Annotated in this window: 28 protein-coding genes; 10 read left to right on the top strand and 18 right to left on the bottom strand. The window is 63.8% G+C overall.

Annotation, left to right across the window (positions count from 1 at the left end; all coding sequences use genetic code 11):
- Positions 1-72: 72 nt before the first annotated feature.
- The gene (gene mtgA, locus HWQ56_RS27160; protein ID WP_158153439.1) at positions 73-798 is read right to left on the bottom strand and encodes a monofunctional biosynthetic peptidoglycan transglycosylase; all 726 of its coding nucleotides are present in this window, start codon (positions 796-798) and stop codon (positions 73-75) included.
- Positions 799-867: 69 nt separating this feature from the next.
- Between mtgA and HWQ56_RS27155 the strand changes: the two genes are divergently transcribed.
- The 4 genes from HWQ56_RS27155 to trmB all read left to right on the top strand — a co-directional run bounded on the left by HWQ56_RS27155 (position 868) and on the right by trmB (position 3124).
- On the top strand, positions 868-1245 hold the full coding sequence (locus tag HWQ56_RS27155) for a DUF423 domain-containing protein (protein WP_176572172.1): 378 nt from the start codon (positions 868-870) through the stop codon (positions 1243-1245).
- 84 nt (positions 1246-1329) lie between these two features.
- Positions 1330-1530 (top strand): sulfur carrier protein ThiS, encoded by a 201-nt coding sequence (gene thiS / locus HWQ56_RS27150; RefSeq protein ID WP_008364873.1) that lies wholly within the window; start codon positions 1330-1332, stop codon positions 1528-1530.
- 50 nt (positions 1531-1580) lie between these two features.
- Entirely contained in the window at positions 1581-2375 is a 795-nt protein-coding gene (locus HWQ56_RS27145; RefSeq protein ID WP_158153408.1) for a thiazole synthase, read from the top strand.
- A gap of 101 nt (positions 2376-2476) precedes the next feature.
- On the top strand, positions 2477-3124 hold the full coding sequence (gene trmB, locus HWQ56_RS27140) for a tRNA (guanosine(46)-N7)-methyltransferase TrmB (RefSeq protein ID WP_233270819.1): 648 nt from the start codon (positions 2477-2479) through the stop codon (positions 3122-3124).
- Between the two features lie 64 nt (positions 3125-3188).
- On the opposite strand, the gene HWQ56_RS27135 is transcribed toward trmB, so the two are convergent.
- From HWQ56_RS27135 to HWQ56_RS27095, 9 genes are all read right to left on the bottom strand, one after another.
- Positions 3189-3512 carry a DUF3392 domain-containing protein gene (locus HWQ56_RS27135; protein WP_158153406.1) on the bottom strand — a complete coding sequence of 108 codons (324 nt, stop codon included), beginning with the start codon at positions 3510-3512 and terminating at the stop codon, positions 3189-3191.
- Positions 3513-3521: 9 nt separating this feature from the next.
- Positions 3522-4724 carry a radical SAM family heme chaperone HemW gene (gene hemW / locus HWQ56_RS27130; RefSeq protein WP_245217807.1) on the bottom strand — a complete coding sequence of 401 codons (1203 nt, stop codon included), beginning with the start codon at positions 4722-4724 and terminating at the stop codon, positions 3522-3524.
- Complete coding sequence (gene rdgB, locus HWQ56_RS27125) at positions 4721-5314, bottom strand: RdgB/HAM1 family non-canonical purine NTP pyrophosphatase (RefSeq protein ID WP_158153404.1); 594 nt, start codon at positions 5312-5314, stop codon at positions 4721-4723. The genes hemW and rdgB overlap by 4 nt, the downstream gene beginning before the upstream one ends.
- Complete coding sequence (locus HWQ56_RS27120) at positions 5311-5748, bottom strand: DUF4426 domain-containing protein (protein WP_176572171.1); 438 nt, start codon at positions 5746-5748, stop codon at positions 5311-5313. Before HWQ56_RS27120 ends, rdgB begins: the two co-directional genes overlap by 4 nt.
- A gap of 25 nt (positions 5749-5773) precedes the next feature.
- The gene (metW, locus tag HWQ56_RS27115; protein WP_158153402.1) at positions 5774-6394 is read right to left on the bottom strand and encodes a methionine biosynthesis protein MetW; all 621 of its coding nucleotides are present in this window, start codon (positions 6392-6394) and stop codon (positions 5774-5776) included.
- Positions 6395-6401: 7 nt separating this feature from the next.
- A complete protein-coding gene (gene metX / locus HWQ56_RS27110) occupies positions 6402-7541 on the bottom strand; it encodes a homoserine O-succinyltransferase MetX (protein ID WP_158153401.1) in 1140 nt (379 codons plus the stop codon).
- A gap of 165 nt (positions 7542-7706) precedes the next feature.
- Positions 7707-8297, bottom strand: coding sequence for a YggT family protein (locus tag HWQ56_RS27105; RefSeq protein WP_158153400.1), 591 nt, complete (start codon positions 8295-8297; stop codon positions 7707-7709).
- Positions 8298-8307: 10 nt separating this feature from the next.
- The gene (gene proC / locus HWQ56_RS27100) at positions 8308-9126 is read right to left on the bottom strand and encodes a pyrroline-5-carboxylate reductase (protein WP_158153399.1); all 819 of its coding nucleotides are present in this window, start codon (positions 9124-9126) and stop codon (positions 8308-8310) included.
- Positions 9127-9160: 34 nt separating this feature from the next.
- Entirely contained in the window at positions 9161-9850 is a 690-nt protein-coding gene (locus HWQ56_RS27095; protein ID WP_158153398.1) for a YggS family pyridoxal phosphate-dependent enzyme, read from the bottom strand.
- A gap of 66 nt (positions 9851-9916) precedes the next feature.
- Between HWQ56_RS27095 and HWQ56_RS27090 the strand changes: the two genes are divergently transcribed.
- Both HWQ56_RS27090 and HWQ56_RS27085 read left to right on the top strand, forming a co-directional pair.
- A complete protein-coding gene (locus HWQ56_RS27090) occupies positions 9917-10951 on the top strand; it encodes a type IV pilus twitching motility protein PilT (RefSeq protein WP_158153397.1) in 1035 nt (344 codons plus the stop codon).
- A 76-nt stretch (positions 10952-11027) separates the two neighbouring features.
- Positions 11028-12158: a PilT/PilU family type 4a pilus ATPase gene (locus HWQ56_RS27085; RefSeq protein ID WP_176572170.1), complete on the top strand. Its 1131-nt coding sequence runs from the start codon at positions 11028-11030 to the stop codon at positions 12156-12158.
- Position 12159: 1 nt separating this feature from the next.
- Here HWQ56_RS27085 and HWQ56_RS27080 read toward each other — a convergent pair whose 3' ends face one another.
- Positions 12160-12837: a C40 family peptidase gene (locus tag HWQ56_RS27080; protein WP_158153395.1), complete on the bottom strand. Its 678-nt coding sequence runs from the start codon at positions 12835-12837 to the stop codon at positions 12160-12162.
- Positions 12838-13085: 248 nt separating this feature from the next.
- Here HWQ56_RS27080 and HWQ56_RS27075 point away from each other — a divergent pair, with 248 nt between their 5' ends.
- Complete coding sequence (locus HWQ56_RS27075) at positions 13086-13508, top strand: NINE protein (protein ID WP_176572169.1); 423 nt, start codon at positions 13086-13088, stop codon at positions 13506-13508.
- A gap of 120 nt (positions 13509-13628) precedes the next feature.
- On the opposite strand, the gene HWQ56_RS27070 is transcribed toward HWQ56_RS27075, so the two are convergent.
- From HWQ56_RS27070 to gshB, 7 genes are all read right to left on the bottom strand, one after another.
- Entirely contained in the window at positions 13629-14900 is a 1272-nt protein-coding gene (locus HWQ56_RS27070; RefSeq protein WP_176572168.1) for a dihydroorotase, read from the bottom strand.
- Positions 14897-15901 (bottom strand): aspartate carbamoyltransferase catalytic subunit, encoded by a 1005-nt coding sequence (locus HWQ56_RS27065; protein ID WP_158153392.1) that lies wholly within the window; start codon positions 15899-15901, stop codon positions 14897-14899. Before HWQ56_RS27065 ends, HWQ56_RS27070 begins: the two co-directional genes overlap by 4 nt.
- 12 nt (positions 15902-15913) lie before the next feature.
- Positions 15914-16432, bottom strand: a complete 519-nt coding sequence (gene pyrR / locus HWQ56_RS27060; protein WP_158153391.1) for a bifunctional pyr operon transcriptional regulator/uracil phosphoribosyltransferase PyrR — start codon at positions 16430-16432, stop codon at positions 15914-15916.
- A 53-nt stretch (positions 16433-16485) separates the two neighbouring features.
- Positions 16486-16926, bottom strand: coding sequence for a Holliday junction resolvase RuvX (ruvX, locus tag HWQ56_RS27055; protein ID WP_158153390.1), 441 nt, complete (start codon positions 16924-16926; stop codon positions 16486-16488).
- Positions 16926-17495: a YqgE/AlgH family protein gene (locus HWQ56_RS27050; RefSeq protein WP_158153389.1), complete on the bottom strand. Its 570-nt coding sequence runs from the start codon at positions 17493-17495 to the stop codon at positions 16926-16928. Before HWQ56_RS27050 ends, ruvX begins: the two co-directional genes overlap by 1 nt.
- Before the next feature lie 63 nt (positions 17496-17558).
- A complete protein-coding gene (locus HWQ56_RS27045) occupies positions 17559-18464 on the bottom strand; it encodes an energy transducer TonB (RefSeq protein WP_176572167.1) in 906 nt (301 codons plus the stop codon).
- 110 nt (positions 18465-18574) lie between these two features.
- Positions 18575-19528, bottom strand: a complete 954-nt coding sequence (gshB, locus tag HWQ56_RS27040) for a glutathione synthase (RefSeq protein WP_176572166.1) — start codon at positions 19526-19528, stop codon at positions 18575-18577.
- A 267-nt stretch (positions 19529-19795) separates the two neighbouring features.
- Between gshB and pilG the strand changes: the two genes are divergently transcribed.
- From pilG to HWQ56_RS27025, 3 genes are read left to right on the top strand one after another with little or no spacing between them, the layout of a single operon-like run.
- Entirely contained in the window at positions 19796-20194 is a 399-nt protein-coding gene (gene pilG / locus HWQ56_RS27035) for a twitching motility response regulator PilG (protein ID WP_158153386.1), read from the top strand.
- 21 nt (positions 20195-20215) lie between these two features.
- Entirely contained in the window at positions 20216-20581 is a 366-nt protein-coding gene (gene pilH, locus HWQ56_RS27030; RefSeq protein ID WP_158153385.1) for a twitching motility response regulator PilH, read from the top strand.
- Positions 20582-20590: 9 nt separating this feature from the next.
- Positions 20591-21124 (top strand): chemotaxis protein CheW, encoded by a 534-nt coding sequence (locus tag HWQ56_RS27025; protein ID WP_176572165.1) that lies wholly within the window; start codon positions 20591-20593, stop codon positions 21122-21124.
- Positions 21125-21174 lie beyond the last annotated feature (50 nt).

Here is a 21174-nt window from a genome sequence, read left to right as displayed (position 1 = left end):
GGACCCGGCCGCGTCCCACTCCCCACGTAGTACCAGGCACCCCCCGCAGGCAGCGATTGATAGGGAATGCAGTCACATCGCCCAAGGCGTTGCACTGCGCGAGTGGTTGAGGTCGGTCAGGTACGCATCGCCGCCCAACTGCCCCATCTGCTTGCGAATCCACCCGGCCCGGCGGGCCACGTAGTTGCTTGGGTGGCTGGCGCTCCATACCCGGGGGTTGGGCAGCACGGCGGCCAGCAGGCTGGCCTGCTGTGCCGACAGGGCGCCAGCGCTTGTGCCGAAGTGGTGGCGCGCCGCCGCTTCGGCGCCAAACACGCCGTCGTCCCATTCCACGCTGTTGAGGTACACCTCCAGAATCCGCTGCTTGGACCAGAAGGTCTCGATCAGGGCGGTGAACCAGGCTTCCAGCGCTTTGCGGAAATAGCTGCGGCCAGACCACAGGAACAGGTTCTTCGACACTTGCTGGCTGAGCGTGCTGGCGCCGCGAATGGAACCGCCGCGTTCGTTGTGCAGGAACGCCGCCTGCATGGCGTCGAAATCAAACCCCCAATGCTGGGCGAAGCGCTGGTCTTCGCCGGCAATGACGGCGATCTTCAGTGAATCGGAGATTTCCCCGTAAGGCCGCCAGCTGCGTTGCAGGTCAATGGGCTCGCCGTCCACCCAGGACTCGATCTTGCGCTCCACCATCAGCATTGTCCCTGGCGGCGGCACGAAGCGAAACAGCACCACCAGCAGGATGCTGCCGACGATGAACCAGAGTGCCACTTTGCGCAGCAGGGTGAAAATCGAACTCAGCATGGATGACTTGGCCGGATGCAGTGAGCGGGCCATTATACAGACCCTGTGCTATCGAACCGGAGTTCGTCAATGCTGCGACAATTTCTCATGCTGGCTGCCTTTTTCGGGTTTACCGGGGTAGGGCTCGGCGCGTTCGCCGCCCATGGCCTCAAGGACCGTTTGAGCAGCGATTACCTGGCAGTGTTCCATACCGGTGTGAACTATCAGCTGATTCACGCCCTGGCCTTGCTGGCGCTGGCGGTCTTGAGCGTGCAGGTGCCGGGTCGGCTGGTGAATGCCGCCGGCGTGATGTTCTGCATCGGTATCGTGCTGTTTTCCGGAAGCCTCTACGCCCTCACCCTCAGCGGCGTGCGCCTGTTCGGTGTGATTACTCCGTTTGGCGGGTTGGCGTTCCTGGTGGGTTGGGCCTGCCTGGGCATGGCGGCATGGAACCTGGGCAAGGCCTGAGACGAATGGGCCGGGTTTGTGTTGGTAGCGGGCGGCGAACGGGCTAGAATGCTGACCCCCTTTGAAATGATGGCTGCTGCCTGCATGCACATTCAGTTGAACGGTGAACCCTTTGAATTGCCCGACGGCGAAACCGTCGCGGCGCTGCTGACCCGCCTCGAGCTGACCGGCCGCCGGGTCGCGGTAGAACTGAACCTGGACATCGTGCCGCGCAGCCAGCACGAAGCCACTGCCCTGCGCGAAGGCGACCAGGTTGAAGTGGTCCATGCCATTGGCGGCGGCTAGGCTGCGGCACACCGCCTGCTGTATCCCTTCAACCCTCGAGAGGAATGACGATGAGCAATCTGCCTAGCGACAAGCCGTTTATCCTGGCCGGCCGTACCTTCGAATCGCGCCTGCTGGTCGGTACCGGCAAGTACCGCGACCTGGAAGAAACCCGCCTGGCCATCGAAGCCTCGGGGGCCGAGATCGTCACCGTGGCCGTGCGCCGCACCAACATCGGCCAGAACCCTGGCGAGCCCAACCTGCTCGACGTGCTGCCGCCGGACCGTTACACCATTCTGCCGAACACCGCCGGTTGCTACGATGCGGTCGAAGCAGTACGTACCTGCCGCCTGGCCCGTGAACTGCTGGACGGCCACAACCTGGTGAAGCTGGAAGTGCTGGCCGACCAGAAAACCCTGTTCCCCAACGTCATCGAGACCCTCAAGGCCGCCGAAGTGCTGGTCAAGGACGGTTTTGACGTGATGGTGTACACCAGCGACGACCCGATCATCGCCCGCCAACTGGCCGAGATCGGCTGCATCGCGGTGATGCCGCTGGCGGGCCTGATTGGCACCGGCCTGGGTATCTGCAACCCCTACAACCTGCAGATCATCCTGGAAGAAGCCAAGGTACCGGTGCTGGTGGATGCCGGCGTGGGTACCGCGTCGGACGCTACCATTGCCATGGAACTGGGCTGCGAGGCGGTGCTGATGAACTCGGCTATCGCCCACGCACAGAACCCGGTGTTGATGGCCCAGGCCATGAAGCACGCCATCGTTGCTGGCCGCATGGCCTACCTGGCCGGGCGCATGCCGAAAAAACTCTATGCCAGCGCCTCATCGCCGCTGGATGGTCTGATCAAGTAAGAGCCACCATGACTGAACCGCAAGATACCCCGACCCCTGAAAACGACGACGTGCAGGGTGAGGGCGAACAGCGCCAGCACCGCGCTATCAAGAGCTTCGTGATGCGCGCCGGGCGCATGACCGAAGGCCAGCAGCGCGGCCTGGACCAGGGCGCGCCCCTGTTCGTGCTGCCGCTGGCCGACGCACCGGTGAACTATGACCAGGTGTTTGGTCGCAGCGCCCCGCGTACCGTGGAAATCGGCTTTGGCATGGGCCATTCGCTGCTGGAAATGGCCGCCGCCGCCCCGGAGCACGACTTCATCGGCATCGAGGTGCACCGCCCGGGTGTGGGTGCGCTGCTCAATGGCGTGCTGACCCAGGGCCTGAAGAACCTGCGGGTCTACGACACCGACGCCATCGAAGTGCTCAAGCGCTGCATTGCGGACAACAGCCTCGACCGCCTGATGCTGTTCTTCCCGGACCCGTGGCACAAGAGCCGCCACCACAAGCGTCGCATCGTCCAGCCGGCGTTCGCCGAACTGGTACGCAGCAAGCTGAAAGTGGGTGGTGTGCTGCACATGGCCACCGATTGGGAGCCCTATGCCGAGTACATGCTGGAAGTGATGAACGTGGCGCCGGGTTACCGCAACCAGGCTGAAGACGGCAAGTGCGTACCCCGCCCCGCCGAACGCCCGATCACCAAGTTCGAACGCCGCGGCGAGCGCCTGGGCCATGGCGTGTGGGACCTGAAGTTCGAAAAGGTCGATTGATGCCCTGCGTCTCGCACGCTTGCTGTGGGACTGAGCCTCGCTCGGCCCCACAGGGAGCGGCGGATTATTTGCGGTCGGCGACCACGCCGATCAGCACCAGCACCACCAGCAACACCGGCGCCAGGCTGTAGTTGTTGAACTGGCTCAGCCCGCGCACCACCCACGGCGTGGCATAGATCAACGCCGCGCCGCTGCCAATGCAGCACACCAGCGCCATCACCGGCACCCGCAACGCCCCCGCCATGCCGCCCACACGCTGATCCAGCCAGGCCTTGATGTCGGCGCCAAACAGCACCAGCAGGCAACCCACCAGCGCCAGGGCGATTTCCGAGAGATTGCCGCGGCTCCAGCGCGACGCGGTAGCGAGCAGGTTCAACACTAATTCCATGGCCAATCCTTAAATCAAGAAATACTGCAGCAGGTCGTTGAGAAACAACTGGCCCTGAGGCGTGGCAACCAGGCGCGACGGTTCGACCTGCAAAAGGCCCTTTTGTTCGGCTTGGCGGCGGCCTTCACCCAGGCTTTCCAGGGTCAACGCGGTACGCTGTGGGTAAAGTTGTGCTTCCACACCCTGGGTCAGGCGCAGGGCGTTCATCAGGAACTCGAAGGGCAGTTCGTCCAGCGCCAGCAGCTTCTCGCCTGCCTGGAAGGGCTTGGCCGGGTTCAGGTAGTCCTTGGGCAGCCGGGTTTTCCAGGTACGCACGATGCGCCCGTCCGGGTGGCTGAGCTTGCCGTGGGCGCCGGCGCCGATACCGATGAAATCGCCGAAGCTCCAGTAGTTGAGGTTATGCCGCGCGGCCTTGCCGGGCTGTGCATAGGCCGACACCTCGTACTGAGCGTAACCATGCTCGGCCAGCAGGGCCTGGCCGGCTTCCTGGATGTCCCACAGGGTATCGTCCTCGGGCAGCACGGGCGGCTGGTTCCAGAATACCGTGTTGGGCTCCAGCGTCAGCTGGTACCAGGACAGGTGCGTGGGCTTGAGGGCGATGGCCTGGCGCAGGTCGTCCAGCGCTTCGTCCAGGGACTGGTCGGGCAGGCCGTGCATCAGGTCCAGGTTGAAGTTGTCGAACCCTGCCTCCCGCGCCATGTCGGCAGCGCGTACCGCTTCGCTGCCGGTATGGATACGGCCCAGGGCTTCGAGCTTGGCTTCCTGGAAACTCTGGATACCGATGGACAGGCGGTTGATGCCCAGCTTGCGGTAAGCGCTGAATTTTTCCTGCTCGAAGGTACCCGGGTTGGCCTCCAGGGTGATCTCGATGTCCGCGACGAACGGAATGCGCTGTTCCACGCCCGCCAGCAACCGTCCCAGGGCTTTCGCGCTGAACAGGCTGGGCGTGCCCCCGCCGAAGAATATCGAGCTCAGCGGGCGACCGTAAGTGGCCGGCAGGTCATTGTCCAGGTCGGCCAGCAGGGCGTCCACGTACTCCTCTTCCGGCAGCACGGGGCTGGCGGAATGGGAGTTGAAATCGCAGTACGGGCATTTGCGTACGCACCAGGGAATATGGATGTACAGCGCCAGCGGTGGCAGCACGGGCAATGGCGCCCGCGGCGCGACCGAGGAAAAACCATCCTCGCCCGCGAACAGCGTGGTGGTGGTCATGCCAGGCCCAGACGTTGACGCAGAATGGCCATGGCGCGAGCCCGGTGGCTGAGCTGGTTCTTTTCCACAGGGCTCAGCTCGGCGCTGGAGCAGTCGCGCTCGGGCACCCAGAAAAGGGGGTCATAACCGAAACCGTGTTCGCCACTGGCGGCGGTCAGGATACGGCCGTGCCACAGGCCTTCGCACAGGATGGGCAGCGGGTCGTCGGCGTGGCGCACCAGGGCCAGCACGCAGACGAACTGGGCGCCGCGTTCGGCTTCGGGCACGTCCTTGAGCGCATCGAGCAGCTTGGCGTTGTTGGCCGCATCGCCCTGGCCGTCGGCATAGCGGGCCGAATAGATGCCCGGCGCACCGCCTAGGAAGTCCACCGCCAGGCCCGAGTCGTCGGCCAGTGCCGGCAAGCCGGACAGGCGGGAGGCGTTACGGGCCTTCAGGATGGCATTTTCAACGAACGACAGGCCGGTCTCTTCTGGCTCTACCTGGCTGAATTCGCCCACCGAGCGCAGTTGTACGCTGCCGCCCAGCATGGCCTGGAGTTCCTTGAGTTTGCCGGCGTTGTGGCTGGCCAGCACGAGTTGCGTGAAATTCATGAGTCGCCCGGAAAGAGTTCTTGGTCGAAGCTCAGGCGGTTGGTGTCACCGGCCGCCTTGATGCTGAGGTCAAAGGTATAGGTCGCGTCCTGCGGGATCTGGAACTGTGTAACGTAGGAAACGGCACCCTGTTCGGTCACCTGGGTGAAGGTCAGGTTTTCTTTCTTGCCTTCAGGCCCGGTGACGGTGCCACTGATGGCGGCAGGAAAGGACTTGCCGGCCTTTTCCACCGCCACGTTCAGCACACCCAGGTTCTTGCTGCGCAGCAGGCCCGCCGCCTTGGCGATGCCGGGTAGCAGCAGGCTGGAGGTGATCGCATTGTAATGCACGGTCAGCTCGCCCAGCTGTTCTTGGCGGTTGCCCTTGGCGGCGTCGGCCCCCACGGCGGGAAGGGCCAGGCACAAGGCGAACAGGAAGGCAGCGAACTGGCGCATGATCGTTCTCCGTGGGTAGGCAGGTTCACACCGCCAGACGGTGCTCCTGCAGGCCCGGGCTGTTGACCCGGTAAATGCCGATCTCACCCAACAGATTAGGCCACAGTTTGCTGGCCCAGCCATGCCTGTGCTGGTGGTCGACCGCCAGACGGTCGAGTACCTGGGCCTGGCGCTCCTGGCACAGCTCTTCAAAGTCCTTGAAGGTGCAGAAGTGGATGTTCGGCGTGTTGTACCAGGTGTACGGCAGGAATTCCGACACCGGCATGCGGCCGTTGCGCGCCAGGTACCAGCGGCAACGCCAGTGGCCGAAGTTGGGGAAGGTGATGATGCACTGGCGGCCCACGCGCAGCATCTCATCGAGGATGCGGTCCGGGTATTCCACGGCCTGCAGGGCCTGGGTCATGACCACCACGTCGAAGCTGTTGCTGGCGAAGTTGCCCAGGCCCTTGTCCAGGTCCTGCTCCACCACGTTGACGCCCTTGCGCACGCACTCGTTGATGTTGTCAGCGTCGATTTCCAGGCCGTAGCCGGTCACCTGCTTGTGGTCGCGCAGCCAGGCCAGCAACTCACCGTTACCGCAACCGAGGTCAAGCACGCGGCTGCCGGCCGGGATCCAGTCCTGGATGATTTCAAGATCGGCTCTCATGGCTTCCTCAGATCGCAATTCGGTTCATGTAGCTGCTGAACGCCTTCAGGTACCGTGGGATCGGGATCAGGAAGGCGTCGTGGCCCTGCGGTGCATCGATTTCCAGGTAGCAGACGTTTTTGCGTGCAGCCATCAGCGCATCGACGATTTCCCGCGAGCGGGCCGGGGAGAAGCGCCAGTCGGTGGTGAAGGACATCACGCAGAAATCGGCCTTGGCGCCGGCGAAGGTCTTGGCCAGGTCGTCGCCATGGCTGGCGGCCGGGTCGAAGTAGTCCAGCGCCTTGGTCATCAACAGGTAGGTGTTGGCGTCGAAACGCCCGGAAAACTCCTCGCCCTGGTAGCGCAGGTAGCTTTCCACCTGGAATTCCACGCTGTGGAAGTCATAGTTGAGTTTTTCGCTCTTGAGCCCGCGGCCGAATTTCTCGCCCATGGAGTCATCCGACAGGTAGGTGATGTGGCCCACCATGCGCGCCAGCATCAGGCCGCGTTTGGGGATCACACCCATTTCCTGGAACGAGCCGCCATGGAATTCGGGGTCGGTCAGGATGGCCTGGCGTGCCACTTCGTTGAAGGCGATGTTCTGCGCCGACAGCTTGGGCGCCGAAGCGATGGCCAGGCAGTGGCGCACGCGGTCCGGGTAAGTGATGGTCCATTGCTGGGCCTGCATGCCGCCCAGGCTGCCGCCGACCACGGCGGCCCACTGGGTGATGCCCAGGTAATCGGCCAGGCGGGCCTGGCTGTGCACCCAGTCTTCCACGGTGAGCACCGGGAAATCGGCGCCGAAGGGCTTGCCCGTGTCAGGGTTGATGCTGCTTGGCCCGGTAGAGCCGTTGCAGCCACCGAGGTTGTTCAGGCTGACCACGAAGAAACGGTTGGTATCGATCGGCTTGCCAGGGCCGATGCAGCTGTCCCACCAGCCCGGCTTGCGGTCATCGACCGAGTGGTAGCCAGCAGCATGGTGATGGCCCGACAGGGCGTGGCAGATCAGCACCGCGTTGCTGGCGGTGGCATTGAGCTGGCCGTAGGTTTCGTAGATCAGGTCGTAGGCATTGAGCGACCGGCCACAGGCCAAGGCCAGGGCGTCGCTGAAGTGGGCAACTTGCGGTGTGACTAAACCGACGGAATCTTCGGGGAAGACAGTGGACATCGACCCTGCTCTCGCATAAATGAGGCGTAAGTCTAAAGAGCGGGGGGGCTAGCGGCAAGCGATGGAAGTGTGCCGCCCTTTTCCCGGGCTGCGCCCGGTCCCGGCGGGGTTGATCAACCCCTCGTGCGGGAACGGGCGAAGCTCGGCAACGGAGCTACACCGACGTCAGATCAGACGCCAGAGCACATCGGGCATCTGCGCCATTTCAGCCAGCTTGGGCATGAAGAAGCTCTGCACCACCTGGATGGCCAGGAAGGCGAAGATCGGCGAGATATCCAGGCCGCCCAGGTTCGGCAGCATGCGGCGGAACGGCGCCAGGATCGGCTCGGCGATCTGGTAGGCCAGTTCGGCGGCCGGGTTGTGGGTACCCGGGGCGATCCAGGAGACGATCACCATGACGATCATCGCTACCCAGAAAATCTTCAGGAACAGCGAGAACACCCCCAGCAGCGCCCAGATCAACAGGTGCGGCAGGTCCAGGATGGTGCCATAGGTGAGCATCATCACGAAGGCCATCAGCAGGGCTTGAATGACGATGGCCAGCAGCAGGGACGAGGTGTCCAGGCCGGCGATGCTTGGCACCACTTGGCGCAGCGGCTTAAGCAGCGGCTGGGTGGCCTTGACCGCGAACTGGCTCAACGGGTTGTAGAAGTTGGCCTTGACCAGTTGCAGCACGAAGCGCAACAGCACGATGGCCAGGTAAAAGCTGACCAGGGTTTGCACCACGAAGATCGTGGCGCCGGAAATCGCATTCATGCAGTGCTCCTTATTTGCCCAGTTGTTCGGCAAGTTCCGCCGAGCGATGTGCCGCGGCGCCCAGCGCCTTTTCAACCAGGGCTTCGAAACCGTTGGCCTGGAACGACTTGATGGCGGCCTCGGTGGTGCCGGCCGGTGAGGTGACGCGGCGGCGCAGTTCGGCGGCATCGACATCGCTGGCGACGGCCATGTGCGCAGCGCCCAGGGCGGTCTGCAGGGTCAGCTTTTCCGCGGTTTCACGGGGCAGGCCCAGCTTCTCGCCGGCGGCGGTCATGGCTTCCATCAGCAGGAAGAAATAGGCCGGGCCGCTGCCGGACACGGCGGTGACGGCATCCAGTTGCTGCTCTTCGTCCAGCCACAGGGCCAGGCCCACGGCCGACAGCAGTTGCTCGGCCTGCTCGCGCTGCTCTTCACTGACCCGGGCGTTGGCGTACAGGCCGCTGGTGCCTTGGCGCAACAGTGCGGGGGTGTTGGGCATGCAGCGCACGATCGGGCGCTCGCCTAGCCAGGCGGCCATGCTCGCGCAGGTGATACCGGCGGCGATGGAGACAACCACCTGGGACTGGGTGAGGGCAGGGCGCAGGGCCTCGCACACGGTCTTCATGGCCTGGGGCTTGACCGCCAGCACTACCACGTCGGCACCCTCGACCGCCTGGGCGTTGTCAGCGAAGGTTTCGATGCCGTGCTCGGCGCTGATTTTCGCGCGGGTGTCGGCACCCGGGTCGCTGGCACGGATCAGCGCCGCGTCCAGGCCCTGGGCACGCAGGCCGCCGATCAGGCTGGCGGCCATGTTTCCGGCGCCGATAAAGGCAATACGAGTTTTGCTCATGACAGGTCCTTGAGAGGTTGCGGGGGAACCCGCGCTAGGGTTGTTGGCCATAGTCGCGGGCGCCGAACAGGGCAGTGCCGATACGAACCCAGGTGGCGCCTTGTGCGACAGCGGCCTCCAGGTCGTGGCTCATGCCCATGGATAAAGTGTCCAGTGGCAGGTTCAGGCTTTCTTGCAAGGTGCGAACGGTAGCAAAGGCCGCGTCTTGTGCCGCGCGGTCCTCAGTGGGTTCTGGAATTGCCATCAGTCCGCGCAGCTTCAGGCGTGGCAGCGCAGCAATCGCCGTGGCCAGGGCCGGCAGGTCGGCTGGAGTGCAGCCGGACTTGCTGGCTTCGCCGCTGACGTTGATCTGAATGCAGATGTTGAGCGGCGGCAGGTCGGCCGGGCGCTGCTCTGACAGGCGTTGGGCAATTTTCAGGCGGTCCACGGAATGCACCCAGGCAAAATGCTCGGCAATGGCGCGAGTCTTGTTTGACTGAATGGGGCCGATGAAATGCCAAGTCAAGGGCAGATCGGTCAATTGGGCCTGTTTACCCAACGCCTCTTGCAGGTAATTTTCGCCGAATTCTTCGATTCCGGCGGCGAACGCCTCGCGAACGGCCTCGGCCGGCTTGGTCTTGCTCACCGCCAGCAGGCCGATGCTGGCCGGGTCGCGCTGCACGGCCCGTGCGGCGTCGTGAATTCGGGCGCTTACCCGTAAAACGTTGTCTGCTATCGTGGACATTAATTTGCGCCAGCGGGTCTTGGGGTCCGGGGCATTCTACCTGCTTGTCTGTATTTGGGGAGTCTCATGGACATTACTGAGTTGCTGGCTTTCAGCGCCAAGCAAGGCGCATCGGACTTGCACCTGTCGGCCGGCCTGCCACCGATGATCCGCGTGGATGGCGATGTGCGCCGCATCAACCTGCCCGCGCTGGACCACAAGGCCGTTCACGAGTTGATCTACGACATCATGAACGACAAGCAGCGCAAGGACTTCGAGGAGTACCTGGAGACCGACTTCTCCTTCGAAGTGCCGGGCGTGGCACGCTTCCGGGTCAACGCCTTCAACCAGAACCGCGGCGCCGGCGCGGTGTTTCGTACCATTCCCTCCAAGGTGCTGACCATGGATGACCTGGGCATGGGTGATGTGTTTCGAAAGATTACCGACGTGCCACGGGGCCTGGTGTTGGTCACCGGCCCCACCGGTTCAGGCAAGTCCACTACCCTGGCGGCGATGATCGACTACCTGAACAACAACAAGCACCACCACATCCTCACCATCGAGGACCCTATCGAATTCGTCCATGAATCGAAGAAGTGCCTGGTCAACCAGCGGGAAGTGCACCGTGACACCCAGAGCTTCTCCAACGCCCTGCGTTCGGCCCTGCGCGAAGACCCGGACGTGATCCTGGTGGGTGAGATGCGTGACCTGGAAACCATCCGCCTGGCCCTGACCGCTGCCGAGACCGGCCACCTGGTATTCGGTACCCTGCACACTACCTCCGCGGCCAAGACCATTGACCGTGTGGTGGACGTGTTCCCTGCCGAGGAGAAGTCCATGGTCCGCTCCATGCTCTCCGAGTCGCTGCAGGCGGTGATCTCCCAGACCCTGCTGAAGAAGATCGGCGGCGGCCGGGTGGCGGCCCACGAGATCATGATCGGCACCCCGGCCATTCGTAACCTGATCCGCGAGGACAAGGTGGCGCAGATGTATTCCTCCATCCAGACCGGGGGTGCCCTGGGCATGCAGACCCTGGACATGTGCCTGAAGGACTTGGTCAGCCGTGGCCTGATCGGCCGTGATGCCGCCCGCGAGAAGGCCAAGGCGCCGGACAACTTCTGACCGGCTGCCTGGGCACCCCGGTCGGTGGCGACTAGGCTGACGGGGAGCGGTTTTTTCCAGGACGCGAGGGCGGGGCATGGAGTTCGAGAAGCTGTTGCGCTTGATGGTCGACAAATCCGGCTCCGACCTGTTCATCACCCCCGGCCTGCCACCCTCGCTCAAGGTGCACGGCAAGATCATGCCCGTCACCCGCACCGCCATGAGCCCCGAACAGGTGCGCGAGGCGGTCCTGGGGCTGATGAGCGAAGCCCAGCGGCTGGAGTTCACTGAGCGCCGGGAATGCAATTTCGCCATTCATGCCCGGGATATCGGCCGCTTCCGCGTCAGCGCGTTCTTCCAGCGCAGCTTGCCGGCCATGGTGCTGCGGCGCATCGAGAGCCGCATTCCGACCTTCGACGATCTCAAGCTGCCCGACACCCTGCGCGGCCTGTCGATGCTCAAACGCGGCCTGGTATTGGTGGTGGGTGCCACCGGCACGGGGAAGTCGTCGACGCTGGCGGCGATGATCGACCACCGCAGCAAGCACAGCAGCGGGCATATCATCACCATCGAAGACCCGATTGAGTTCCTGCACGAGCACCAGAGCTGCATTGTCACCCAGCGGGAGGTGGGCATCGATACCGAGTCGTTCGAGGTGGCGCTGCGCAACACCCTGCGTCAGGCCCCGGATGTGATCATGATCGGCGAGGTGCGCAGCCGCGAGACCATGGGCCAGGCCTTGGCGTTCGCGGAAACCGGCCACCTGTGCGTGGCCACCTTGCACGCCTCCAACGCCGACCAGGCGCTGGAGAGGGTCATCAACTTCTTCCCCATGGACCGCCACGTGCAGGTATGGATGGAGCTGTCGTTGAACCTGCGGGCGATCATTGCCCAGCAACTGATCCCTTCGGCTGACGGCACTGGCCGCCGCGCCGTGGTGGAGATACTGGTGAACACGCCGCTGATGGCCGAGCGCATTCGCCGGGGCGAGGTGCCGGGGCTCAAGACGCTGATGAGCCGCACCAATGACCAGGGCATGCGTACCCTGGACCAGGCGCTATATGAACTCTATCGGGAAAAGGCGATCAGTTATCAGGACGCGCTGGCTTATGCCGATTCGGCGAACGACCTGCGGTTGATGATCAAGCTCGAGTCGAGCACGGGCACGGAGGCCAGGGAGGGTATGCACCTGGCGCCGGACAAGGGGCCGACGCCAGGTTCACGGTGACTCAGCGCTGGGTCAGGCGCAGGGTCTGGTCCTTGGGCAGGACGCGCTTGGCAACGACGTAGTGTTCCTGCCAGTAAGGCTTGTTCAGGGTGTCGATGCTCACCGCCTTGCCGCGCCGCGGCGCGTGGATGAAGCGGTCGTTGCCCAGGTAGATGGCGACGTGGTTGACCCGGCGGCTCTTGATGTTGAAGAACAGCAGGTCGCCAGGCTTCAAGTCCTTCTGGTCGACCTTCTGGCCGTGGCCCGCAGCCATGGCGTTCGACGTACGTGGCAGGTCGACTGCCTTGACGTCGTTGAACGCATATTTCACGAAGCCACTGCAATCGAACCCTTTGGTTGGGCTGCTACCGCCCCAACGATAAGGGGTACCCAGCGCATTCACCGCGCGCGACAGCACTTCGCTGCTTTGCTTGGGCGACATCTGCGCGACGGCCGGGCCGCCGACAGCGATGGTCTTGCGGCCGGTGTTGCGGCTGCGCGCCGACTGGCGTTTGCTGCGGCTGGTGGTGTTGGTGGCCAGTTCGGGGGTTTCCACCGGGGTCTGGGTGTGTTCCGCGGCACCGGTCTTGGCGGCGTGACCGGTGAAGCCGGCGGGAAGTCTTTGCTCACGATTGGTGGCGTGGGCAGCCAATGGCAATAATAGGCAGATGGTCAGCCATGTCTTCAAAAATGGACGCATTAGGCAGGCTCGTATGGGTAAGCGCGCAACTTTATAACAGCTTTTTGATCAGTTTTTAACCCGTTGGTCGGCAGTGATCCTGAGTGAAAAATGATCAATCTACGGCAAATTCCCACAATAATTCTGTGGAAGTCAGGCGGGGCAAGGGTTTGCCCGACTTGTCGGTCACGCGACCACACGTCGGCAAGGGACAAAAAAGTCACATAAACGTTTAGAAAATTTAATTATCAGAGGGTATGACGCGGCTCATGAACAGCTATCAGCACGACAACGGCTACCAGGACACCCACAGTAAATTCCTGGGGTACCTGCTGTGGATTTTCGGGTTTACCGGCGCTCACCGGTTCTATTACGGCAAGCCGATTACCGGGACGATCTGGTTTTTTACCTTCGGTTTGCTGGGCATTGGCTGGTTGATCGACCTGTTCCTGATCCCGGCCATGGACCGCGAAGCCGACCTGCGGTTCTTCGCCGGGCCGCTGGACTACAACGCGGGGTGGGTGTTGCTGACCTTTCTGGGGGCGTTCGGGGTACACCGGATGTATCAGGGCAAATGGATCAGCGGGCTGATCTATCTGCTGACGGGTGGGGTCTTCCTGCTGGGCGTGCTGTATGACTTCTGGACCCTCAATGACCAGATTTCCCTGAAAAACGCGCAAAGCACCCGATAAGTTCCGGTACCGGATACAGGTGCTTTACGGGGGAGCGGGCGCAGGCCGGTCAGACGCGGCGCCTGCTTCCCGAGCTTGCGCCCAGTCCCACAGAACCGCGTCCGGCTGCCCGGGGAGGTATCAGTCGGTATGGGCGATGTGGCCATCCACCAGGGTGTAACGCACCGCGCCTGGCAGGCTGTGGCCCAGGAACGGGCAGTTCTCGCCCTTGGACAACCAGCGTTCGCCTGCCACGGTGGTGACGTTCTGGGTGAACAACACCAGGTCGGCCGGGCCGCCCACGCTCAGTTGCCCCACCGGCAAGCGCAGCGCCGCCGCTGGGCCGCTGCTCAGGCGGGCCAACAGGGTCGGCAGGTCCAGCAGGCCGTCTTCCACCAGGGTCAGTGCCAGGGGCAGCAACAGTTCCACGCTGCTGATGCCTGGCTCGGTGGCGCCAAACGGCGCCAGCTTGGCATCACGCTCGTGGGGCTGGTGGTGGCTGGAAATGGCCTGGATCACGCCCGACCTGACCCCTTCGCGCAAGGCGTCGCGGTCGGCGCGGGTGCGCAGCGGTGGCTGCACGTGGTACAGGCTGGAGAAGTCGATCAGCGCCTCATCCGTCAGAATCAACTGGTACAGCGCTACGTCTGCGGTCACCGGCAGCCCGCGGGCCTGGGCCTGGGCGATCAGCTCGACACCGCGGGCGGTGGTCAGCTGGCTGAAGTGTGCACGCACCCCGCTCTGTTCCACCAGCAACAGGTCACGGGCCAAGGCGACGGTCTCGGCGGTTTCCGGGATGCCCGGCAGGCCGAGGAAGCTGGCCGTCGGGCCTTCGTGGGCCAGGCCACCCTGGGCCAGATCGCGGTCCTGGGAATGGAAGATCACTGTCAGGTCGAAGGTGGCGGCGTATTCCAGGGCACGGCACAGGGTGCGGGTGTTCTGGAAGCTGGTCAGGCCATTGCCGAAGGCCACGCAGCCGGCATCACGCAAGGCCACCAGTTCGGCCAGTTGCTCGCCATCCAGGCCCTTGCTCAGGGCGCCGATGGGGAACACCTTGGCGTGGCCGGCTTCGCGGGCGCGGTCGAGGATCAGCTCGGCCACCGCCGAGGTATCCAGTACCGGTTTGGTGCGTGGCGGGCAGCACAGGCTGGTGACGCCGCCAGCAGCAGCAGCGCGGGTTTCGCTGGCGATGGTGCCCTTGCGGCTGTAACCGGGTTCGCGCAGGGCCACGCTCAGGTCCACCAGGCCAGGGGCGGCGATCAGGCCATTGGCTTCCAGGGTCTGGTTGGGGCTGAAGCCTGCAGGCGCGGCGCCCATGGCCACGAGCTTGCCTTCGCTGATGTGCAGGTCGGTGACCTGATCCAGGCCGGTGGCCGGGTCGATGACGCGAGCGCCTAGGATACTGAGGCTCACTGGGCGTTCTCCTGCTCGAATTGACGCTGGGCGTTCTGGCCGCTCATGGCCATGGACAAGACGGCCATGCGCACGGCAATGCCGTACGTGACCTGGTTGAGGATGACCGAGTGGGCGCCATCGGCCACGGCCGACTCGATCTCCACGCCGCGGTTGATCGGCCCCGGGTGCATCACGATGCAATCAGGCTTGGCGCCGGCCAGGCGCGCGGTGGTCAGGCCGAACAGGCGGTAGAATTCGCCTTCGCTAGGCAGCAGGCCGCCAGTCATGCGCTCACGCTGCAAGCGCAGCATGATCACCACGTCGACGTCTTTCAGGCCTTGTTCCAGGTCGGTGAAGACCTTCACGCCATACTGCTCCACGCCAATTGGCAGCAGGGTCTTGGGGGCGACCACGCGGATGTCGGGGCAACCCAGTGCCTTGAGGGCGATCATGTTCGAGCGGGCCACACGCGAATGCAGGATATCGCCGACGATCGCCACCGAAAGGTTCTCGAAACCTCCCTTGTGCCGGCGGATGGTCAGCATGTCGAGCATGCCCTGGGTGGGGTGCGCGTGACGACCGTCACCGCCGTTGATGATGGCCACGTCGGGGCACACATGTTCGGCGATGAAGTGGGCGGCGCCGGAGTCGGCGTGGCGTACCACGAACATATCGGCGGCCATGGCCTCCAGGTTGCGCAGGGTGTCGAACAGGGTCTCGCCCTTGCTGGTGGAGGAAGTGGACACGTTCAGGGTGATCACGTCGGCCGACAGCCGCTGGGCTGCCAGCTCGAAGGTGGTACGGGTGCGCGTGGAGTTCTCGAAGAACACGTTGCACACGGTCTTGCCGCGCAGCAGCGGGACTTTCTTGACCGCCCGCGCGCCGACTTCGAGGAACGAGTCGGCGGTGTCGAGGATTTCGGTCAGCAGCTCACGGGGCAAACCGTCGAGCGAGAGAAAATGGCGCAGCTGGCCCTGGTCATTGAGCTGCAGCGGGCGCTTGGCGTCGATAGGCGTCATCGCGGGGGACTCTTAAAAGGCGGAAGCGGAGGCGAGGTCCTGGCGCTCGAGGGCGAGCGGTGCGGGCCCGGTCAATTTTACCCGCTCATGGGGTGCCAATGACAGGGTTGCGCCAACAACATTGGGGCGGATCGGCAATTCGCCGGCGTCCAGGTCCAGCAGGCTGACCAGGGTGACGCTGGCAGGGCGGCCATAATCGAACAGTTCGTTGAGGGCGGCACGGATGGTACGGCCGCTCATCAGCACGTCGTCCACCAGGATCAGGTGCTGGCCTTCGATCTCGAACGGTAGCTGCGAAGGACGCACTTGCGGGTGCAGGCCGTTCTGGCTGAAGTCGTCACGGTAGAAGGACACGTCCAGGGTACCCAGCGGCGAATCACTGCCCAGCGCTTCGAGCAAGGCCTGGGCCACCCACACGCCACCGGTGCGAATGCCGATGAAGCGTGGCTCGGTGATGGTGCGGCGGGCCAGGTGGGCCTTGAGGTCGACCGCCATCTGGCTGATCAGTTCGGCGGGGTTTGGAAGGCTCATCACTTGCTCCTTGAAAGGCCGGGCGGCCAGCGCCCGGCTTTTGAAACGGGGGGTCAGGATTGGAAGGTGCCGGCGTTTTCCTCAAGCCAGCCCTGCAACAGCAGCGCGGCGGCAATGGCGTCCACCGGGTTGTCGCGGTAGCTGCCCTTCTGGCCGCCACGGGCCATGCGCTGGCCCTTGGCTTCGAAGGTGGTCAGGCGTTCGTCATGGGTATGCACCGGCAGGTTGAAGCGGCCGTTGAGGCGGCGGGCGAATTTTTCCGCGCGTTCGCACATCTCGCTGGGGGTGCCGTCCATGTTCAGGGGCAGGCCGACCACGATGGCGTCGGGTTTCCACTCCTTGATCAGGGCTTCCACCTGGTTCCAGTCGGGCACGCCATTCTGGGCCTTGAGGGTGCACAGCTCGCGGGCCTGGCCGGTGATGACCTGGCCAACCGCGACGCCGATCTGTTTGGTGCCGTAGTCGAAGCCCAGCAGCAGGCGAATGGCGGCCATCAGGCGTGCCCCGCCTGGTTGGTGAGCAGGCTGAGGTTGACCCCCAGCAAGGCCGCGGCGGCGCCCAGGCGTTGCTCGCTGTCCATGCCGAAGAGGATGTCGGCGTCGAACGGGCAGGTCAGCCAGGCGTTGTCGGCGAGCTCTGCCTCCAGTTGTCCGGCTTCCCAGCCGGCGTAGCCCAGGGTGATCAGGCTTTGCTTGGGGCCCAGCCCGTCGGCGATGGCGAACAGCACGTCCTGGGACGTGGAAAGCGATATGCCGCCCAGCTCCACCGTCGCCTGATAGGTCGGGCCACTGGGGTGCAGCACGAAGCCGCGGTCGGTCTGTACCGGGCCGCCACCGTAGATGGGGATGAGCTGGCAACTGGCCGGCGGTTCGATGTCCGGGCGCAGCTGTTCAAGGATATCGGCCAGGTTCAGTTCCTGGGGCCGGTTGACCACCAGACCCATGGCGCCACTGGCCGTGTGCTCGACGATGTAGGTCAAGGTCTGTGCAAAGTTCGGGTCCGCCATGTGGGGCATGGCGATCAGGAATTGATGCTTGAGGTAACTCGGGTCGACGTTCTTCATACCTGTAGTGTGGCGTCGAGCAGCCGGGCTGACAAGCCGCCGTTAAAGACTGTTTCGTCGCTATCAGTTACTGGAAAGACGATCACCCTTGGCGAAACGCCAGGTGCGGATGATTTCCAGGCGGTCGACGTCCGACAGGTCGCCGGTAAAAGGCGCGAATGGCGCGGCCAGGCGCACGATGCGCTGGGCGGCCTGGTCCAGCAGTGGCTGCCCGGAAGACTCCAGCACCAACACGTCATACAGCGAGCCGTCGCTGTTGATCGAGACCATCAGCCGCAGGCTGCCGTAGATCTGCTGGCGCCGTGCTTCCTCGGGGTAGTTGAGGTTGCCGATGCGCTCGACCTTCTTGCGCCAGTCGTCCTTGTACCAGGCACCCTTGTCGTGCATGGTCGAGGCGGCCGTGAGGCGGTGGATGCGTGGGCGCTTGGCGTACAGCTGCTGTTCATGGGCCAGTTCGGCCTCCAGGCTGGAGATCTCGCTGGACAGCTTGGTGCTGTCGAAATCCGGCGTCGCCGGTTTGGGCTGGGCTTCCTGCTTGACCGCTTCGCGGCGGGTGTCGACCTTCTGCGGCTTGGGCGCCACCGTGGTCACCGCTTTCTTCACCGGTGCTACCTCGGGCTTGACCTCGGGTTTCACCGCGGGAGGCGGGGTGACCTTGTTGATCACGTTGTCCTGGAACGGCGCGACCTGAGTGGTCTTGGGCAATGCCTTCTTATCCAGGGTGCCGCTGCCCTGCTGGTTGTCCTGGGCCAGGTAGTCGGCCTTCTTCGGCGCCTTGGCGTCCTTGAAGGTCGACAAGGTGATCTCCAGGGTCTGGCGAATTTCCTCCGGTTTGGTGACAGTGAAACTCACGCCCAGGATCACCACCACGTGCACCAGGGCGGCCACGAACAGGGTAAAGCCGAGCCTGTCCGCCGGGCGCACGGCAGCACGGGAAAACTTGGCGGGGATGTCGGTTGCGGCAGTCATCGGTTATCCGGCAGTCGTGCGGTGCGGGGTTGTTCCGGCAGCGCACGCCCAACAGCAAAAAATGGGCGTGCATCATAACCTACCGCGCGGAAAAACCCCTGCCTTGTCGCTCAGCGGGCCTTGAGCTTGCGATCGATGGCGTCCATCAACTGGCCGCCGATGTCGGTGCCGAAGGCCGCGTCGATCTCGCGGATGCAGGTAGGGCTGGTGACGTTGATCTCGGTCAGGTGCTCGCCAATCACGTCCAGCCCTACGAACAGCAGGCCCTTGGCACGCAGGGTAGGGCCGACCTGTTCGGCGATCCAGCGGTCCTTGTCGGTCAGCGGGCGGGCTTCGCCACGGCCGCCGGCGGCCAGGTTGCCGCGGGTCTCGCCTGCCGCCGGAATACGCGCCAGGCAATAGGGTACCGGCTCGCCGTCGATCATCAGGATGCGCTTGTCGCCGTCCTTGATGGCCGGCAGGTAGGTCTGCGCCATGATCTGCTGGGTGCCGTTGGCGGTCAGGGTTTCCAGGATCACGGACAGGTTGGGGTCGCCCGGGCGGTGGCGGAAGATCGAGGTACCACCCATGCCGTCCAGCGGCTTGAGGATCACGTCGCCGTGCTCGGTAGCGAACTGGCGCAGGATGTCTGCCCGGCGGCTGACCATGGTGGTCGGCGTCAGGTGCGGGAACAGCGTGGCGAACATTTTCTCGTTGCAGTCACGCAGTGATTGCGGCTTGTTCACTACCAGTACGCCGTCGTTCTCCGCCTGTTCCAGCAGGTAGGTGCTGTAGACGAATTCCAGGTCGAAGGGCGGGTCCTTGCGCATCAGGATCACGTCCAGGTTGGCCAGGGGCGCGTCGACCTCGGACTCGAATTCGAACCAGTGCTCGGGGTCGGCGAAGACTTTCAGCGGGCGCATGCGCGCGCGGGCCTTGCCACCGGCCTGGTACAGGTCCTGGATTTCCATGTGGAACAGGGTCCAGCCGCGCGCCTGGGCTGCCAGCAGCATGGCCAGCGAACTGTCCTTTTTATAGGAAATTTCGGCGATGGGGTCCATGACAATGCCGAGGCGTACGCTCATGGGAAGCTCCTTGGGACGGCCGGGGCCGCCGGAAATAGGTGTGCAAAAGTGGCGTCAGGGTGGCGCTGCCAAGGCGCCGGGTCAAGGGGGGCGTGAATGGAACCCACCGCCTGAGTGTGCTAAAAAGGCTCGTTAATGTGGAGGAACCTCGCAGCCGCGAGGGCTACGCTGTCGTACAGAGAACATGCGCAGGGTGAAGTGCCGCCGCGCTCGCGCTGCCGCAACGGTATGGTCAAACTCGTTTTTCAGCGCCCAAAGCAGATTTCTATGAAACAGCACCCCGCAGCGCTCAAGGTGATGGTGATCGACGACTCGAAGACGATTCGCCGCACTGCCCAGATGCTCCTGGAAAACGTCGGTTGCGAGGTGATCACCGCCACCGACGGTTTCGATGCATTGGCCAAGATTGCCGACAACCATCCGCGTATCATCTTTGTGGATATCATGATGCCGCGCCTGGACGGCTATCAGACCTGTGCACTGATCAAGAACAACAGCGCTTTCAAGACCACCCCGGTCATCATGCTGTCGTCCCGCGACGGCTTGTTCGACAAGGCTCGTGGGCGCATCGTGGGTTCCGATCAGTTCTTGACCAAGCCTTTTAGCCAGGAAGAACTGGTGGGGGCCATCAGGGCCCATGTACCGGGGTTCGCCGCCGCGCACTAATTAATGAAGATGGGGAACAGCATGGCTCGTATTCTGATCGTCGATGATTCGCCGACCGAAATGTACAAACTGACCGGCATGCTCGAAAAGCACGGTCATGAAGTGCTCAAGGCCGAGAACGGTGCCGATGGCGTGGCCCTGGCGCGCCAGGAGAAGCCCGATGCGGTGCTGATGGACATCGTCATGCCCGGTCTCAACGGCTTCCAGGCGACCCGCCAGTTGAATAAGGAGCCGGAAACCGCCCATATCAAGGTGATCATGATCACCACCAAGGACCAGGAAACCGACCGGATCTGGGGTACCCGCCAGGGTGCCAAGGACTACCTGACCAAACCCGTGGATGAGGAAACCCTGATCCGTACCCTGAACGCCGTGCTGGCGGGCTGACCGCCTGCCATGGCGCAGACAGCCTTCGAACTGCTGCTGGACATCGACCAGCGCTGCCGGCGGCGGGCGGCGCAATTGCCGTCCCAGGAAAACCGCCTGCAGACCTGGAGCGGCATCGGCTTTCGCCTGGGCGAGCACTGGTACGTGGCGCCCATGGGCGAGGTGGCCGAGGTATTGCACGAGCCGCGTCTGAGCCGGGTGCCCGGGGTCAAGCCGTGGCTGCTGGGCGTGGCCAACGTGCGAGGTCGCCTGTTGCCGGTGATGGACCTGTGCGGGCTGCTGGGCCATGAACTGTTGCAGCCGCACAAACACCGGCGGGTACTGGTCATCGACCAGGATGAGCTGTTTGCCGGCCTGCTGGTGGACGAGGTCGGTGGCCTGCAGCATTTCCCCCTGCACAGCCTCGACCCCGCCGTGACCGCCGGCCTGCCCCAGGGCATGTCCGCCTTTGTCCAGGGGCACTTCCAGCGTGACCAGCTATGGAACGTCTTCAGCCCCAATGCACTGGTGCAGACCCCAGGGTTCATGAATGTGGCACTTTGAAACTCCCTGCTCGTCCGCGGCGCGCTGGCAATGGGTTGAACAACGCACGG

Origin of the sequence: Pseudomonas eucalypticola, from assembly GCF_013374995.1 — a bacterium.
In the GTDB taxonomy this organism is placed as follows: domain Bacteria; phylum Pseudomonadota; class Gammaproteobacteria; order Pseudomonadales; family Pseudomonadaceae; genus Aquipseudomonas; species Aquipseudomonas eucalypticola.
Note: the sequence above shows the minus strand (reverse complement) of the source record. Positions and strands in the feature narration are given on the sequence as shown.

Excerpts from the sequence above, each read along its gene's own strand:
- mtgA (WP_158153439.1), bottom strand. The coding sequence starts at position 798 with ATGCTGAGTTCGATTTTCACCCTGCTGCGCAAAGTGGCACTCTGGTTC.
- HWQ56_RS27155 (WP_176572172.1), top strand. The coding sequence starts at position 868 with ATGCTGCGACAATTTCTCATGCTGGCTGCCTTTTTCGGGTTTACCGGG.
- thiS (WP_008364873.1), top strand. The coding sequence starts at position 1,330 with ATGCACATTCAGTTGAACGGTGAACCCTTTGAATTGCCCGACGGCGAA.
- HWQ56_RS27145 (WP_158153408.1), top strand. The coding sequence starts at position 1,581 with ATGAGCAATCTGCCTAGCGACAAGCCGTTTATCCTGGCCGGCCGTACC.
- trmB (WP_233270819.1), top strand. The coding sequence starts at position 2,477 with ATGCGCGCCGGGCGCATGACCGAAGGCCAGCAGCGCGGCCTGGACCAG.
- HWQ56_RS27135 (WP_158153406.1), bottom strand. The coding sequence starts at position 3,512 with ATGGAATTAGTGTTGAACCTGCTCGCTACCGCGTCGCGCTGGAGCCGC.
- hemW (WP_245217807.1), bottom strand. The coding sequence starts at position 4,724 with ATGACCACCACCACGCTGTTCGCGGGCGAGGATGGTTTTTCCTCGGTC.
- rdgB (WP_158153404.1), bottom strand. The coding sequence starts at position 5,314 with ATGAATTTCACGCAACTCGTGCTGGCCAGCCACAACGCCGGCAAACTC.
- HWQ56_RS27120 (WP_176572171.1), bottom strand. The coding sequence starts at position 5,748 with ATGCGCCAGTTCGCTGCCTTCCTGTTCGCCTTGTGCCTGGCCCTTCCC.
- metW (WP_158153402.1), bottom strand. The coding sequence starts at position 6,394 with ATGAGAGCCGATCTTGAAATCATCCAGGACTGGATCCCGGCCGGCAGC.
- metX (WP_158153401.1), bottom strand. The coding sequence starts at position 7,541 with ATGTCCACTGTCTTCCCCGAAGATTCCGTCGGTTTAGTCACACCGCAA.
- HWQ56_RS27105 (WP_158153400.1), bottom strand. The coding sequence starts at position 8,297 with ATGAATGCGATTTCCGGCGCCACGATCTTCGTGGTGCAAACCCTGGTC.
- proC (WP_158153399.1), bottom strand. The coding sequence starts at position 9,126 with ATGAGCAAAACTCGTATTGCCTTTATCGGCGCCGGAAACATGGCCGCC.
- HWQ56_RS27095 (WP_158153398.1), bottom strand. The coding sequence starts at position 9,850 with ATGTCCACGATAGCAGACAACGTTTTACGGGTAAGCGCCCGAATTCAC.
- HWQ56_RS27090 (WP_158153397.1), top strand. The coding sequence starts at position 9,917 with ATGGACATTACTGAGTTGCTGGCTTTCAGCGCCAAGCAAGGCGCATCG.
- HWQ56_RS27085 (WP_176572170.1), top strand. The coding sequence starts at position 11,028 with ATGGAGTTCGAGAAGCTGTTGCGCTTGATGGTCGACAAATCCGGCTCC.
- HWQ56_RS27080 (WP_158153395.1), bottom strand. The coding sequence starts at position 12,837 with ATGCGTCCATTTTTGAAGACATGGCTGACCATCTGCCTATTATTGCCA.
- HWQ56_RS27075 (WP_176572169.1), top strand. The coding sequence starts at position 13,086 with ATGAACAGCTATCAGCACGACAACGGCTACCAGGACACCCACAGTAAA.
- HWQ56_RS27065 (WP_158153392.1), bottom strand. The coding sequence starts at position 15,901 with ATGACGCCTATCGACGCCAAGCGCCCGCTGCAGCTCAATGACCAGGGC.
- pyrR (WP_158153391.1), bottom strand. The coding sequence starts at position 16,432 with ATGAGCCTTCCAAACCCCGCCGAACTGATCAGCCAGATGGCGGTCGAC.
- ruvX (WP_158153390.1), bottom strand. The coding sequence starts at position 16,926 with ATGGCCGCCATTCGCCTGCTGCTGGGCTTCGACTACGGCACCAAACAG.
- HWQ56_RS27050 (WP_158153389.1), bottom strand. The coding sequence starts at position 17,495 with ATGAAGAACGTCGACCCGAGTTACCTCAAGCATCAATTCCTGATCGCC.
- HWQ56_RS27045 (WP_176572167.1), bottom strand. The coding sequence starts at position 18,464 with ATGACTGCCGCAACCGACATCCCCGCCAAGTTTTCCCGTGCTGCCGTG.
- gshB (WP_176572166.1), bottom strand. The coding sequence starts at position 19,528 with ATGAGCGTACGCCTCGGCATTGTCATGGACCCCATCGCCGAAATTTCC.
- pilG (WP_158153386.1), top strand. The coding sequence starts at position 19,796 with ATGAAACAGCACCCCGCAGCGCTCAAGGTGATGGTGATCGACGACTCG.
- pilH (WP_158153385.1), top strand. The coding sequence starts at position 20,216 with ATGGCTCGTATTCTGATCGTCGATGATTCGCCGACCGAAATGTACAAA.
- HWQ56_RS27025 (WP_176572165.1), top strand. The coding sequence starts at position 20,591 with ATGGCGCAGACAGCCTTCGAACTGCTGCTGGACATCGACCAGCGCTGC.